The sequence below is a fragment of the Fulvivirga sedimenti genome (assembly GCF_020328055.1).
This window is the reverse complement of the sequence record NZ_JAIXNE010000006.1, coordinates 383,929-398,312: the sequence shown is the minus strand read 5'-3', so window position 1 is coordinate 398,312 and position 14,384 is coordinate 383,929. Positions and strand designations below refer to the sequence as shown.

General features: G+C 45.8%; 13 protein-coding genes. 12 read left to right on the top strand and 1 reads right to left on the bottom strand.

Annotated elements, in window-relative coordinates:
- Positions 1-10: 10 nt before the first annotated feature.
- From LDX50_RS31065 to LDX50_RS27720, 10 genes are all read left to right on the top strand, one after another.
- Complete coding sequence (locus LDX50_RS31065; RefSeq protein WP_225699554.1) at positions 11-685, top strand: NUDIX hydrolase; 675 nt, start codon at positions 11-13, stop codon at positions 683-685.
- A gap of 138 nt (positions 686-823) precedes the next feature.
- Positions 824-1,660 (top strand): SDR family oxidoreductase, encoded by an 837-nt coding sequence (locus tag LDX50_RS27760; RefSeq protein ID WP_225699553.1) that lies wholly within the window; start codon positions 824-826, stop codon positions 1,658-1,660.
- 12 nt (positions 1,661-1,672) lie between these two features.
- Positions 1,673-2,914, top strand: a complete 1,242-nt coding sequence (locus LDX50_RS27755; RefSeq protein ID WP_225699552.1) for a tagaturonate epimerase family protein — start codon at positions 1,673-1,675, stop codon at positions 2,912-2,914.
- Positions 2,911-4,098 (top strand): mannonate dehydratase, encoded by a 1,188-nt coding sequence (gene uxuA, locus LDX50_RS27750; RefSeq protein WP_225699551.1) that lies wholly within the window; start codon positions 2,911-2,913, stop codon positions 4,096-4,098. The genes LDX50_RS27755 and uxuA overlap by 4 nt, the downstream gene beginning before the upstream one ends.
- Positions 4,095-5,501 carry a glucuronate isomerase gene (uxaC, locus tag LDX50_RS27745; protein ID WP_225699550.1) on the top strand — a complete coding sequence of 469 codons (1,407 nt, stop codon included), beginning with the start codon at positions 4,095-4,097 and terminating at the stop codon, positions 5,499-5,501. The genes uxuA and uxaC overlap by 4 nt, the downstream gene beginning before the upstream one ends.
- Before the next feature lie 8 nt (positions 5,502-5,509).
- Positions 5,510-6,523: a sugar kinase gene (locus tag LDX50_RS27740; protein ID WP_225699549.1), complete on the top strand. Its 1,014-nt coding sequence runs from the start codon at positions 5,510-5,512 to the stop codon at positions 6,521-6,523.
- A 4-nt stretch (positions 6,524-6,527) separates the two neighbouring features.
- Positions 6,528-7,181, top strand: coding sequence for a bifunctional 4-hydroxy-2-oxoglutarate aldolase/2-dehydro-3-deoxy-phosphogluconate aldolase (locus tag LDX50_RS27735; RefSeq protein WP_225699548.1), 654 nt, complete (start codon positions 6,528-6,530; stop codon positions 7,179-7,181).
- A complete protein-coding gene (locus LDX50_RS27730; protein WP_225699547.1) occupies positions 7,174-8,148 on the top strand; it encodes a TRAP transporter substrate-binding protein in 975 nt (324 codons plus the stop codon). The genes LDX50_RS27735 and LDX50_RS27730 overlap by 8 nt, the downstream gene beginning before the upstream one ends.
- A complete protein-coding gene (locus LDX50_RS27725; RefSeq protein ID WP_225699546.1) occupies positions 8,145-8,618 on the top strand; it encodes a TRAP transporter small permease in 474 nt (157 codons plus the stop codon). Before LDX50_RS27730 ends, LDX50_RS27725 begins: the two co-directional genes overlap by 4 nt.
- Positions 8,608-9,900 carry a TRAP transporter large permease gene (locus tag LDX50_RS27720; protein WP_225699545.1) on the top strand — a complete coding sequence of 431 codons (1,293 nt, stop codon included), beginning with the start codon at positions 8,608-8,610 and terminating at the stop codon, positions 9,898-9,900. The genes LDX50_RS27725 and LDX50_RS27720 overlap by 11 nt, the downstream gene beginning before the upstream one ends.
- Positions 9,901-9,907: 7 nt before the next feature.
- Here the strand turns inward: LDX50_RS27720 and LDX50_RS27715 are convergent, their stop codons facing one another.
- Entirely contained in the window at positions 9,908-10,975 is a 1,068-nt protein-coding gene (locus LDX50_RS27715; RefSeq protein ID WP_225699544.1) for an endonuclease/exonuclease/phosphatase family protein, read from the bottom strand.
- Positions 10,976-11,369: 394 nt separating this feature from the next.
- Between LDX50_RS27715 and LDX50_RS27710 the strand changes: the two genes are divergently transcribed.
- A complete protein-coding gene (locus tag LDX50_RS27710) occupies positions 11,370-12,893 on the top strand; it encodes a hypothetical protein (protein WP_225699543.1) in 1,524 nt (507 codons plus the stop codon).
- 12 nt (positions 12,894-12,905) lie between these two features.
- Complete coding sequence (locus LDX50_RS27705; RefSeq protein WP_225699542.1) at positions 12,906-14,384, top strand: O-antigen ligase family protein; 1,479 nt, start codon at positions 12,906-12,908, stop codon at positions 14,382-14,384.

Sequence of the window (14,384 nt, the reverse complement as noted above, 5' to 3'; positions counted from 1 at the left end):
AACTTCACGCGTGCCTTCTGCATTACCTCACTTCCGAAAAACAATTAGCAGTATTGACCAGGAATCCTATGCCTGTCCGATTACGGTAGATTGTGCCATATTCGGTTTTCAGGAAGGGGAACTACAGCTTCTGCTTGTAAAAAGGGCCATCGAACCCTACAAGGACATGTGGCTTCTTCCCGGTGGTGCCGTAGAAGAGGGACAGTCACTGAATGAAGCAATGGATGCAGTCCTCTATCATCTCACGGGGATTAATGGAATCCATAAGGAACAAGTAAAGTGTTATGGTGATGTGAACCGCCATCCGGTACGACGGGTAATTACGCTATGCTACTATGCCCTCATCAAGCCTGAAAATCATCCGGCCATTCCCAGCAGTTACATCTCGGAAGTAAAATGGTTTCCCTTCTCAAAAATACCAGGGCTTGCTTTCGATCATGACCAGCTTGTTCAGGATGCTCACGAACTGCTACAGCGAAACCTGGAGGAAAAGCTTCTTTTTGATGAACTGCTCCCGGAAAAATTTACGCTCAAGGAATTGCAGGATCTCTATGAATCTATTCTGGGTGTTTCACTCGATCGAAGAAATTTCCGTAAGAAGATGATCCAGAAAGAATTACTGATAAACACCGGGGAAAAAAAGCCAGGCTTGCGCGGAGGGCCCGAACTCTACCGGCTTAAATAGTTGGCAATCCCATTGTTTAATTTTTATTCTGTGTATATATTACACACAAAGATATTTCGTCCCCCGGCAGACATTATATTTCTATTCATAAGGGTTTAGCTTATATTTTGTGGGGGACGTTTTTTTTAACTCATCGTCATGGTTCCTGCTTACTCAGATTATATCGGAAAGAATGTGGTTATCACTGGTGGCGCTGGCGTGATTTGCAGTCATATGGCACACACCTTTGCCAGCCAGGGAGCCAATGTCGCCATTCTGGATATAGACCAGGCGGCTGCCAACCAAATCGCTGCAGAAATCACGAATAAAGGAGGATCCGCTATTGCCATCGCAGCAGATGTTCTCTCGAAGCAAAGCCTGTTAAACGCAAGGCAAATACTTCATGACCGTTTTGGCCCCTGCCAGATCCTGATCAACGGGGCCGGCGGAAATCACCCGAAGGGCACGACCGGAATGCTGGAGCACGATGAAACCCAAAAATCACTTACGTCCTTTTTTGATCTTGACCCGGAAGGGATTCAATTTGTATTTAACCTGAATTTCATCGGGACGCTCTTACCTACGCAGGTCTTTGCCGAAGATATGGTGAACAACGAGGGAAGTGTAATCCTCAATATTTCATCCATGAATGCTTTCAGGCCGCTTACCAAGATCCCTGCATACAGCGGTGCGAAGGCAGCGGTCTCGAATTTCACCGAATGGCTGGCAGTTTACTTTGCCAAGAGCAACATACGGGTAAACGCACTGGCCCCCGGGTTTTTCCTTACCAACCAGAATCGTGCCCTCCTCCTCGATGAAAATGAGCAGCTCACACCACGCGGACGGACCATCCTGGGTCATACTCCGCAAGGACGCTTCGGTGAACCGGAGGATCTGGACGGAGCGATGCTTTGGATATGCAGTGAGAGCGCCAGGTTTGTTACGGGCATCGTCCTGCCAGTCGACGGAGGATTCAATGCCTTCAGTGGGGTATAAAAATGAGGTTATATGGAGCTTTCAAAATATTCGTTTGGTATTGGAGATCGGTTCGGGATGCAGGGCTCAAACCAGCTGAAAGCCTTTATAAACCTGGCCGAACAAGGGATTTCTGTTACTCCTGTCTGGAATAAATCACACCGTGAACACAGTACCGTCGGCACCGAGCCCCTATCAGTCATGGAAGAAGCCAAAAATGCCGTTCATGAAACAGATTGGAAGGATCCCTACCACGTCGATGCAGATCATATCACTCTTCAGACTGTTTATGATTACCTTGAACATGCCGACTTTTTTACGATCGATGTCGCTGCACAGATTGGCGTTCACCTCGGTCGCGAGGAAATGGATCACTACCTGGAATTCTTTTCTCCCTTTTCTGGCAGCATGCAAATCGGGGGTTCCGTATCCTGTGAGGTAGATGATACCATGCTGCGCAAACTGGGGAATAACTACTGGAAGGCAGCTGTCGAGGCCGGTAAGATCTACTCGGTCATTTCTGAAGTTAAAGGAACCAATGCATTCATTGCCGAAATTTCAATGGACGAGGTACCTCAGCCCCAGAATCCGGTTGACCTGTTCTTCATCCTGAAAATGATGGAGCTCAATGGCGTCCGGCTTCAAACCATTGCTCCGCGTTTCCCCGGAAAATTTAATAAGGGTATCGATTATATTGGAAATCCCGATGAATTCGAAACCGTTTTTCGCCAGTATCTCACTGTCGTTAAGTCGGCCATTTCCCACTTCAAATTGCCTGAAAATCTTAAATTGAGTATTCATACGGGAAGCGATAAATTTTCACTTTACCCGATCATGAACAGACTGATCAAGGAGCAGAATATGGGAATTCATGTGAAGACTGCGGGCACCACCTGGCTCGAAGAGGCCATTGGCCTTGCCGAAAGCGGTGGAGAAGCATCGGAATTCATTGCAGACATCTATTCGCAGGCATATCATCGTATTGATGAATTAACGGCTAACTATTCCACCGTATTGAGCATTGATCGGGCCGAATTAAAGTTGCCGGAAGTGTTTTCTGCCCTTTCTCCTGCAGACATGGCAGCTACATTCAGACATGACCCACAGGATATGCGTTATAATCCAAACATCCGGCAACTCATGCACACGGCCTACAAGATAGCCGGAGAAAATAACCGGCAATTCATGCGACTGGTAAAAAGACATCAGGAAATCATTGGCAACAATGTTTACCATAACATTATGAACCGACATCTGAAACCTCTATTCTCATGAGCCTTGAACAAACATGGCGCTGGTACGGTCCGAATGACCCTGTAAGTCTCGATGACATAAAGCAGGCAGGAGCAACGGGAATTGTAACTGCCCTGCATCATATTCCGAATGGTGAGCTTTGGGATACCGCCGAAATTGAAAAGCGAAAAGCTATCATAGAACAGGCCGGACTGAAATGGTCGGTCGTTGAAAGTATTCCTGTTCACGAGGATATCAAAAAACGCACGGGGAATTACGAAAGGTATATCGAGAATTATTGTAACAGTATCCGAAACCTGGGAAAATCAGGAATCGACATTGTCTGCTACAATTTCATGCCCGTCCTGGACTGGACCCGGACAGATCTTGCCTATGAAATGCCGGATGGTTCCAGGGCGTTGTATTTCAACAAAACAGCGTTTGCAGCATTCGAATTATTCCTGCTGTCCCGGCCAGGGGCACAATCGGCCTACGCGAAAGAGGAAAAGGAAGCAGCAAAGAAACTTCTTGACAGCATGAGTCGTGAAGACAGGACCATTCTTATCAATAATATTATTGCCGGTCTGCCCGGTGCCGAAGAAGGTTATTCACTCGATTCCTTCAACGATGTGCTGGCTGGTTACGATGGCATCGGGGAATCAGTACTGCGTGAAAACCTGAAATATTTTCTGAAGAGAATCATTCCGGTCGCAGAGAAAGCAGGTGTTTTGATGGCCATACATCCGGATGATCCTCCCTACCCGATACTCGGACTACCGCGTGTAGTTAGCACGGAGAGTGATGCGGTGGAATTGCTTAACGCTGTTGACAGTCCGTCGAACGGGCTTTGTTTCTGCACCGGATCCTATGGGGTGCGTGCCGACAATGATCTCGCGGGCATGGTACAGCGTCTTGGTCACCGAATCAATTTTATTCATTTGCGAAGTACCCGTCGTGATGAACATGGCAATTTTTATGAAGCCGATCACCTTGATGGCGACGTCGATATGTACAGTGTGATGAAATACCTTTTACTGGAACAGGCGAGACGGCAGCAGGAAGGACGGGCCGATCAAAGAATGCCAATGCGTCCCGATCACGGTCATCAGATGCTCGATGATCTGAAGAAAAAGACCAATCCCGGCTATTCAGCAATAGGGAGATTGCGGGGCCTGGCAGAATTACGTGGATTGGCATTGGGAATCAGTAAATCACTCGGATTATGAAAGAATTTCTCGACAAGAATTTCCTGCTTGATTCCAAAACGGCTGAAATGCTTTTCCACACATTTGCCGAAGAAATGCCCATCATCGATTATCATAACCATCTTTCACCTAAGGATATCGCAGAGGACAAGCAATTCAAAAATTTGACCGAGGCCTGGCTGGAGGGTGATCATTATAAATGGCGTGCCATGAGAGCCAATGGCATCGATGAAAAATTTATAACAGGGGATGCACCTCCCGGGGATAAATTCCTGAAATGGGCGGAAACCGTACCGAATACTTTACGGAATCCTTTATATCACTGGACACACCTGGAATTACGAAGGTATTTCGGAATTCATACATTGCTCAACGAGAAAACCGCTTCATCGGTATATGATACCGCGGGTCAATATCTTTCAAAACCTGAATTCGGCTGCCGGGGTCTTTTAAAAATGATGAATGTAAAGCTGGTCTGCACGACCGATGACCCCATCGATGACCTGCGATACCACCGGATGATGGATGATCCTGATCTTCATATGCTGCCATCATTCCGGCCGGATAAAATTTTCAGAATAAATGAAAAAGATCATTTCGAAAATTACCTGGGTGCGCTTGAAGAGATAAGCGACAGCAATATTCACACCTTCGACGATTTACTGGCTGCACTGGAAAACAGGATTCGGTTCTTTCATGATACTGGCTGCCGCCTGGCTGATCATGGGCTCGAGCAGTTATATCCGTTGAATTTTACCGCATCTGACATTCGCACCATTTTCAACAACGCGCGTGCGGGTAAATCAATTTCAGTTGCCGAAAAGGAACAGTTCACTATGGCTGTCCTTCTTGAAGTATGCAAAATTTATAATCGTCTTGGCTGGACACAGCAGTTCCACCTGGGTGCACTTAGAAACAACAGTAGCAGAATGATGCAAACACTGGGGCCAGATACCGGTTTCGATTCCATTGGCGATTTCTCGCAGGCTAAAAATCTGTCGGCTTTTCTAAATTCACTGGATAGTACGAATGAATTGGCACAGACCATTTTGTATAATCTGAATCCCCGGGATAATGAAGTCATGGCGGCCATGGCTGGTAATTTTAACGATGGAACAATTCCCGGCAAGATCCAGTACGGGGCGGCCTGGTGGTTCCTGGATCAAAAAGACGGAATTGAAAAGCAGCTCGACGCCCTGTCCAATGTAGGATTACTTAGCAGATTCATTGGCATGCTTACAGATTCAAGAAGCTTCCTTTCATTCCCCCGTCATGAATATTTTCGAAGAATTTTATGTAATCTCCTGGGTAATGAAATAGAGAAAGGGCAGCTTCCCGATGAACCTGAGCTGGTAGGCGGAATGATCCGAAACATCTGTTTTTACAATGCAGTCAGGTATTTTTCTTTCAATGAATTAAAGTAAATTGAGTTATGGTATTAAGTCTGGGTGAATTAATTCTGCGGTTCGGCACGATCAATCAGGAAAAGTTTGAGCAGGCATCGCAATTCGGGGTATCCTACGGGGGCTCAGAAGCGAATGTGCTGATTGCGCTGGGCCAGTTTGAAATGGCCGGGAGAATGCTGTCAAGGGTAACGGATAATCCGATTGGGCAAACGGCCTGCCGAAAACTGCATGCATTCGGGATAGATACCTCTTATATTTCCTACGGCGGCGACCGGATGGGTCTGTATTATCTCGAACATGGGGCATCCGTACGTGCGGGTAATATTATCTATGACCGAAAAAACGCTTCCTTCAATACCCTTAGAGTGGAGGATGTGAATTGGGATTCCCTGTTCGAGGGAATTACCTGGTTTCACTGGTCGGGAATTACCCCGGCATTATCGCAAAACGCGGCTGATCTTTGCAGGAAGTCTGTCGAAGAGGCGGCCAGCAGAGAAATCCCTATTTCCTGTGATTTGCACTTCAGAAAAACACTTTGGGATTATGGCATTTCGCCCCTCGACGTAATTCCGGAATTACTTGGTAAAACTTCTTTACTTGTTGGAGATCCGCTGACCATCGCCCGGATGACCGGTGACGAATTTGCAAATGAAAGTGCACATCTGGATGACAAGGAAATACTTGAATTTTTCAGGAAGACCAGCGAATCCTTTCCTTCTATTCAGACATTGGCAATGTTGTCCCGGGAAGTTATCAGTGCAAGTGACAATAAATTAAAAGGAATACTTTTCGAAGGTCAGCCCTACCTCTCTTCAACTTACCGGGTAAGTCCGATCGTCGACCGAATCGGTGGGGGCGACGCATTTATGGCGGGTTTGATCTATGGAAAAATAAATGAACAGCCGTTGCAGGAAACAATTGAATTCGCGACAGCAGCTGGCGCATACAAGCACACGGTCTCCGGTGATCATCTGGTGGGTAGCGCTGATGATATTAAGTCAATAATCAGTGCATCGCACAGGGGAAAATTAAACAGGTAGGATCTTGAAGAACTGTATCGAAAGAATGCACGAGTCCGGTATGGTACCGGTATTTTATCACCCTGACCCGGAAATTTCAAAAAAGGTCATGGGGGCCTGCTATGATGCTGGAATTCGGGTTTTTGAATTTACCAACAGGGGAGAAAATGCAATGAGGGTTTTCGAAGCATTGAACATATCAAGAAAAAATTCGATGCCAGACATGTTCCTGGGGGCTGGTTCAGTTATGGATAGTGAAACAGCAGATGCCTTCATTCAACAGGGTGCTGATTTCATTGTCGCTCCGCTTTATTCTGAAGAAGTCAACCAGGCTTGTAATGAAATGGGTGTGCCCTATATCCCTGGTTGCGGATCAGTAACGGAAGTGGGCAATGCCCAGCAAAAAGGGGCTTCACTGGTAAAACTTTTCCCGGCGAATGTTCTGGGTCCCGGATTTATCGGGGCGTTACTCGGGCCAATGCCCTGGAGCAGGATCATGCCTACCGGAGGGGTCAAGCCCGAAAGGGAAAACCTTAAACAATGGTTTGATGCAGGGGCCTATTGTGTCGGGATGGGTTCAGCCTTGTTTTCTGAGGAGCTTGTACGAAGTTCCGCGGAAGTCATTACTGCAAAAATCAGGGAGGTTTGTAATATGATCAGGGAGGTTCGGAATGTTTAGGTATATTCTTTTTGTCGGCAGTATTTTTCTTTTATTCGGTTGCGGACAGGAAAGCACAATTAAGGAATTAAAGCTTGCGCACGGACTGGATGTGACGCACCCGGTTCACAAAGGCATCGTCGATTTTGCACGGCGTGTGGAAGAAAAATCTGGAGGTAATCTTACCGTCCGTATCTATCCCAACGGTCAGCTTGGCAATGAACGTGAGTGCCTGGAATTGCTTCAGATCGGTAGTGTGGCGATTACGAAAGTGTCAGCGGCAGTGATGGAAAACTTTGTACCAAGTTACAGAGTTTTGGGGCTGCCCTATTTATTCCGTGACGGCGACCATCTGTTCGATGTATTGGAAGGTCCGATTGGCGAAGATCTGCTGGAGCAGGGCGGACGTTTTCGTCTTCGCGGGTTATGTTTCTACGATGCCGGAAGCAGAAGCTTTTACACCAAAGATGTTCCCGTGAACAGTCCGGAAGACCTCGACGGACTCAAGCTGCGCGTAATGAAAAGCAACACCGCAGTAAACATGGTGACCGCCCTCGGTGGTTCGCCCACACCCATCTCTTTCGGGGAATTATATACAGCGCTTCAGCAGGGTGTTGTTGATGGTGCCGAAAATAATCCGCCAAGCTTTTATTCGGCGCGTCACTACGAGGTTTGCAAGTACTATTCACTGGATGAGCATACCATGGTGCCGGATGTATTGCTGATCAGTACCGAATGGTGGGACCGTCTTTCAGAAGAAGAGAAAACCTGGGTTACTGAAGCGGCCAGGGAGTCTGTCTCCTATCAGCGCCAGGTCTGGGCTGAATCGGTTCAGGAATCCTTAAAAAAGGTCCAGGAAGCCGGTGTTGAAATCATTTATCCGGATAAGGAAAAATTCAGCCGGGAGGTAATGTCGATACACGAGTCATACCGTGATCAGCCGGAGCTGTATAAAATGATCACCGACATTAAAAAAACCGGCCTATGAGGGAACGTGTCGATTCTATTCTTGCGCGTATCCTGGTTATCCTGATGGGGATTATGGTCCTCAATGTTCTATGGCAGGTATTTTCACGATACGTCCTGAATGACCCCAGCAGTTTCACCGACGAACTGGCGGGATTTCTCATGATCTGGACAGGCCTTCTCGGGGCTGCCTTTGCTTCAGGCAAGGGCCTTCATCTTGCCATCGATATAGTTCAGGACATGTCGAACGATCGCTGGAAAACCCGGCTGGATTATATCATCAATTCCCTGGTGATAGTATTTGCACTCACCGTTCTTACCATCGGCGGAGGTCGCCTGGTATATCTTACGTTATACCTTGAGCAGTATTCGGCAAACCTCAATATTCCGGTGGGATATGTATATATCGTTTTACCCCTGAGTGGAATTCTGATTGTTTATTACAGTATTTCCAACATCATAAAACTTAAGTATTCGGGAGATGGGGGTTAATGAAGTATTGATATTACTCCTGAGCTTTTTTGTACTACTGGCCATCGGTGTTCCTGTAGCATACAGCATCGGACTTTCTTCCCTGTTCACGCTGCTGGTTAGCATGCCCTCACTGCCCGCCGTAACCACGTTAGCACAACGTATTGCCACCGGGCTCGACAGCTTTGCGCTGTTGGCCATCCCATTCTTCATTCTTTCCGGTCAGCTGATGAACCGTGGAGGAATTGCCACCCGCCTTATTGATTTTGCCAAGGTCCTCGTCGGTCGGTTACCGGGCGGACTTGCTTACGTGAACATCCTGGCGTGTATGCTTTTTGGTGCTATTTCGGGATCTGCCGTAGCAGCGGCATCCGCGATTGGCGGATTCATGATTCCCAGGATGGAAGAAGAGGGGTATGATAAGTCTTTCAGTGCTGCGGTAAACCTCACCAGTGCGACAACCGGGCTGATCATTCCACCAAGCAACATTCTGATCATCTATTCACTCGCCAGCGGCGGGGCATCTATTGCCGCTTTATTTCTGGCCGGCTATATTCCCGGCCTACTTATTGGCGCAGCCCTGATGGTCGTGGCCGGGATTCTTTCGCGAAAGACAAAAGTTAAGACCGAACGCATTACCATATCGAGGGGATTGCATATTATGCTGCGTGCACTGCCGAGCCTGGTCCTTTTACTCATTGTAATCGGAGGAATTGTGGCGGGAATATTTACAGCAACGGAAGCTTCAGCGATTGCCGTGCTATATACCTTTATTCTGGCCTTTCTCTACAAAGAAATCACGACCCGGGATATACCTTCGATCCTGCTTGAAACCGTCAAGACAACATCCATCGTCATGCTGCTGATCGGCACATCGATGGGTATGTCATGGGTTATGTCGTACGAGAACATTCCGCAGGATCTGACCTCATTCATGATGGGGATCAGTGACAATCCGATCATCATTTTACTCATCATTAATGCAATTTTACTTGCGGTTGGTATTTTCATGGATATAACACCGTCGGTACTCATTTTTACACCCATATTCCTGCCCGTAGTTACGGAGCTTGGGATGAGTCCAATCCATTTTGGAATTATTATGGTGATGAACCTGTGCATCGGACTATGCACACCCCCGGTTGGTTCCGTTCTTTTTGTCGGTTGCAGTGTAGCGGGTGTAAAGATCCGCCAGGTTCTTCGTCCGCTCGTGCCTATGTTTCTGGCCATGCTTGTAGTACTGTTGCTTACTACTTTTATTCCCTCGCTCAGCACCTGGATTCCGTCTCTATTCGGTTTCTGATTTCCATTCAGGCACTTCCTCTGTCTATGGCATTCTCAATTTTTGTCTGCGCTATGTCGTGATCCTCCTCATCTGCTTCCTCAGGCATAAATTCGGGACCTTCGGGCGGATTGAATTCGAGTGAAATAAAGAGCGGAAAATGATCAGATCCGATGTGACGAAGCCGTTCAATCTTTCGTACGGCAAAATGCTCCGAGTGATATACGTGATCCAGCGGCCAGCGTAAGAGGGGAAGTTTAGCATTAAATGTATTGAAAAAGCCGCGCCCGATCCGCGGGTCCAGTAGTCTGCTGAGTCGCTGAAACCTTCGGGTAGACCGGGACCACGCAACGTCGTTGAGGTCTCCGGCGATAATGACCGGCGTGTCCAGTTGTTGAATCTCATATGCGAGCATGAACAACTCCCCGTCCCGTTCGGTACTTTCCTCATTTTCCGTGGGACTTGGGGGCTTGGGGTGCACCGCATAGAGAGTAATCGGACCTTTACCATGGGGCTGAATTTCAGTAACAATCGAGGGGACATCATCTTCAACTACATACCTGACGCGCAGCTGAAATAGCTCAAACTTTGAATACAAATGCATCCCATACATATTTGAAAGCGGAATTTTACAGGAATACGGATAGGATTTCTCCAGAATTTTCAATGCTTCTTCCCACTGATCGTCTGATTCGAGTGTTATGAATATATCGGGGTTTCGTTCATTAACTAAGGCGGTAAACTGGTCATATTGCCGGTTATTCATGTAAACATTTGAAATAAGTATCGAAAGACCCTGTTTCTGACGGGATTCCGGAACACGTGGCACCTGTTTTGGATATAAGGGCGTGAATGGCAGAATTACAATGGACTCATAAACAATGGCAAGAAATAATATGATCGCTGTTACCCAATGATACCAAACGGTAAATGAAAAGAGGTAAATGTCAACACCCAGCAACAAAACGCAAAGTACAAGGATCTGCACCTGCGGAAAATCGAAAAATCGAATGGCCCAATGGGGGTTCCTGGCCATTTTTGTTACAACAAACAGCGTCACCAGGAAACTTAATGAAAGGGCGATGATCTCTGTCATCCTGAAATAAGTATGGATATTTTACCCTGAAGCATCATTAAAAACTTTTAAGATCATTTATCAAATGTCATTGAATTTGTTGTTGGGGAAACCCTTATTAATCAGATCATCCGGCAAATGCACATGTTTCGGTGTATTTTAGTAATCTTTATGGTTACAATTTAGCTTTTTAGATGATTGATCTACGTAAACCCGGGTATTGTTTCAATAGCCGTGTAGGATCGGATATTGATCAGAATAAACTTAAAAGAATTTTATGCGATTCATGAGGTTTTTAATAATTCCTGTTCTTTTGGTCACAGTCATCGGATTTTATTTTATTAAAGATACTTCCGGGCCCCGTACATTTAATGAGTGCATAAATTCATTTGACGAATTTTTAAGCATTAATTCTGTGCGGGAAGACAGGCAGCCATGGCTGGAAGATCAGTACAAGGTAGCATTAAACCACAGGGTTTTTGCAATGAATGCTATGACCTTCACAGGAGAAGAGGTTTTGAAAGGCGCGAATGGCCGATTCTATATTGTTGACCTGACCGTCCCTCATGATGAATATCCGAATGATAAAATGGGTTTCAATCCCGCCAGGGGAGCGAATGGTTTCAACTTCGACAAATTCCTTTCTGAAATGAAAAAGAACGGAATGAGCAGTATACCGGTGCTGAATGGAAACCTGCTGTATACCGATGTCGAACAGGATACGCTCATTCCGCAGGGACAACTTCCCTGGGATACCAATGGAAACAGAAAAAACCCCATGGATTATAAGGCCTTCAGTTCTTTTCTGTATCAATTCGCAGCACGATATGGAAAAAATCAATTCACGGAGGATGGAGGGACCATCGACCGGAACTTAATAAAGGTGATTGACAGTAATGAAAAGCTTGCAGGTCTGGATCTGATTGAAGCCATAGAGCCAGGCAATGAAATGGACCGTAATTGGTTTACAGATAAGGAAGAAGCTTCACCGGGTGATATGGCGGCATTTCTTTCGGCAGCGATTGACGGACATATGGGCTTGATGGGGCCAGGTCATGGTATCCGCAATGCAGATCCTTCTATGAAAATCGTTTTTCCCGGACTTATCGATATAAAAGAAGACTATTTTCTGGATGTACGCGATGAACTACTTGATCTGCGGAAGGATGCTGAAAAATATGGATACCCGATTAATCCACTTACGAATTTTGTGATTAATGTTCATAAGTATCCGGAATATGGACGTATTTACCGAAAACTGAATGACACAAAAGGAAGGCCGCAATTTGAGGATACTGATATCTATGAACAATCGGTACGATTTGTAAATGAAATGAGGGAAGAATTTCCTGATTGTGATATCTGGATGACCGAAAGCGGTTATGATAAAATGACGGCAGAAGAGGGGCGTATGGGAACCCCAACAGCACCGGGTGATTCTGTAACCGATATGGGTATCAGTCCGAAAGCACAGGCACGTCAATTGGCCAGGCTGTCATTATCCATGTATGGATCGGGCTTCGACAGGCTTTACTTATTTACACTTAAGGATCCGAAAGCCATTGGTGCAGGCTACTATAAAGTCCAGTTCAGCACTTCCGGTTTAATCCGTAAGAACGGTCAAAAGGATCTGGCCTGGTATGTAGTAAACGGAATGAGATCGAAATTAAGCGGATATTTCCTCAGGAATTATGAAATTGTGGATGGCATGCATATCATGACATTTTCAAAGAATGGGGAAAGCGATATTCAGGCATTATGGCTGGCCAGTGTTACCGGGGCAAGTACCGAAAAAATGATCAATGGAGACAATAAAGGCGGTATGTCTGTATTCGCGCTTGAAAAATCGGAAGATCCGGATTGGTTATCCGGTGAAACCTATGAAAAAAACTCCATTGAAGTGAAAGTAACCGAGTTTCCAATTCTTGTACAATTGTAATTGACCGGGTGAATGAATCAGGATAGGAATTCCATCGGCAACTGGCTTCAGGAAAAGGTCATCAAAGAGAAATTCAATAATTGGTTTGGATTCGCGATTCTCCTGCTGCTCGGACTTTCAATTGCATACTTCATATCGGGACAAGGCAAGGAAGTTTCATTGATTGCATTGATGGGTATCATTGCAATTCCTGTTATCACCATAAGTTTGATATCCTTACGGGTTGGGTTTTATATCCTGTTTATACTCACCTCATTTTTGCCCATCATTGAGCGAATTTTCTATCTAAATGTGAAATCCGGAACCATCATCGATATTTATATTTATGTATTGATGTTTGCGGTTTTAATGCGAAAGGCGGTGAAAACGCACGAGTGGTCTTTTATGAAAGAACCCATCACGATCGTTCTCCTGATCATATTTGGATATGACCTCCTTCAGGTCTTTAACATCAATGGTAACTTTACTGCCTGGTTTTTCGGCGCGAGACTTTCTTTTCGAACCATTTGTATCTATCTGATTGCAGAAGGAATATTTGAAACGAGGAAGGACATTTTTACCTTCCTGAAAGTCTGGTTAGGAGTTGCCGTTCTTGCTTCATTTTACTGCTTTTATCAGGAATTTGTAGGACTTCCAAAATTTGACCTGGACTGGGCATCGAAGACCACAGAAAGAATTAACCTGCTTTTCATTGGGGGCAAATGGAGAAAATGGTCCTTTATATCTGATGTTGCCACATTTGGATTATTTATGTCATTTGCCGGTATGATGGCATTTACGCTTGCACTCGCGAAGTTTGTCTGGTACAAGCGGGTTATGTTATTTATTGCCGGGATCCTGTTTTGGACAGCCATGCTTTATTCCGGAACACGTACAGCCTATGTCATCGTTCCTATTGGTGTCGCCATTTATGTTTTACTCAATATCAACAAAGTTAAAACTCTTGCATTTGCTGTAATTGCCGGCGTTGTATTCGTTTCACTTTATTTCGCCCCGATTTACAACCCAACACTAACCCGGCTAAGGTCTGCCTTTAACCCATCGCAGGATGCTTCCATGAATGTTCGTGATATGAACAGGGCACGAATTCGTCCGTATATTTTCAGTCATCCTTTCGGTGGTGGCCTTCTTACAACAGGTGATGGTGGCGAAGAACATTATCCGGGTCATCCGCTTGCAGGATTTCCGCCAGACAGCGGCTTTCTTCAAACGCTCCTTGAAACCGGTTGGCCGGGTCTTATGCTGGAAATGTTTTTGTTCATTGTGGTACTGGGCACAGGTGTGAGAAACTATTACACCATCAGGGATCCGATCCTGAAGGGCTATTATCTTGCCTTTATTGCGTCCTTTTTTGCGCTGACCGTTTCACTGTATTCGCAGATGTCGATGGACGGATTTCCGCTTTTATTCATTTATCTGGCCAACTATGTTTTTATGTACCGGCTTAAAAAACTTGATCAGGCACCAGAAGATTCTGCGGAAACGATATAA

Excerpts from the sequence above, each read along its gene's own strand:
- uxuA (WP_225699551.1), top strand. The coding sequence starts at position 2,911 with ATGAGCCTTGAACAAACATGGCGCTGGTACGGTCCGAATGACCCTGTA.
- LDX50_RS27760 (WP_225699553.1), top strand. The coding sequence starts at position 824 with ATGGTTCCTGCTTACTCAGATTATATCGGAAAGAATGTGGTTATCACT.
- LDX50_RS27705 (WP_225699542.1), top strand. The coding sequence starts at position 12,906 with ATGAATCAGGATAGGAATTCCATCGGCAACTGGCTTCAGGAAAAGGTC.
- LDX50_RS27740 (WP_225699549.1), top strand. The coding sequence starts at position 5,510 with ATGGTATTAAGTCTGGGTGAATTAATTCTGCGGTTCGGCACGATCAAT.
- uxaC (WP_225699550.1), top strand. The coding sequence starts at position 4,095 with ATGAAAGAATTTCTCGACAAGAATTTCCTGCTTGATTCCAAAACGGCT.
- LDX50_RS27715 (WP_225699544.1), bottom strand. The coding sequence starts at position 10,975 with ATGACAGAGATCATCGCCCTTTCATTAAGTTTCCTGGTGACGCTGTTT.
- LDX50_RS27730 (WP_225699547.1), top strand. The coding sequence starts at position 7,174 with ATGTTTAGGTATATTCTTTTTGTCGGCAGTATTTTTCTTTTATTCGGT.
- LDX50_RS27720 (WP_225699545.1), top strand. The coding sequence starts at position 8,608 with ATGGGGGTTAATGAAGTATTGATATTACTCCTGAGCTTTTTTGTACTA.
- LDX50_RS27725 (WP_225699546.1), top strand. The coding sequence starts at position 8,145 with ATGAGGGAACGTGTCGATTCTATTCTTGCGCGTATCCTGGTTATCCTG.
- LDX50_RS27755 (WP_225699552.1), top strand. The coding sequence starts at position 1,673 with ATGGAGCTTTCAAAATATTCGTTTGGTATTGGAGATCGGTTCGGGATG.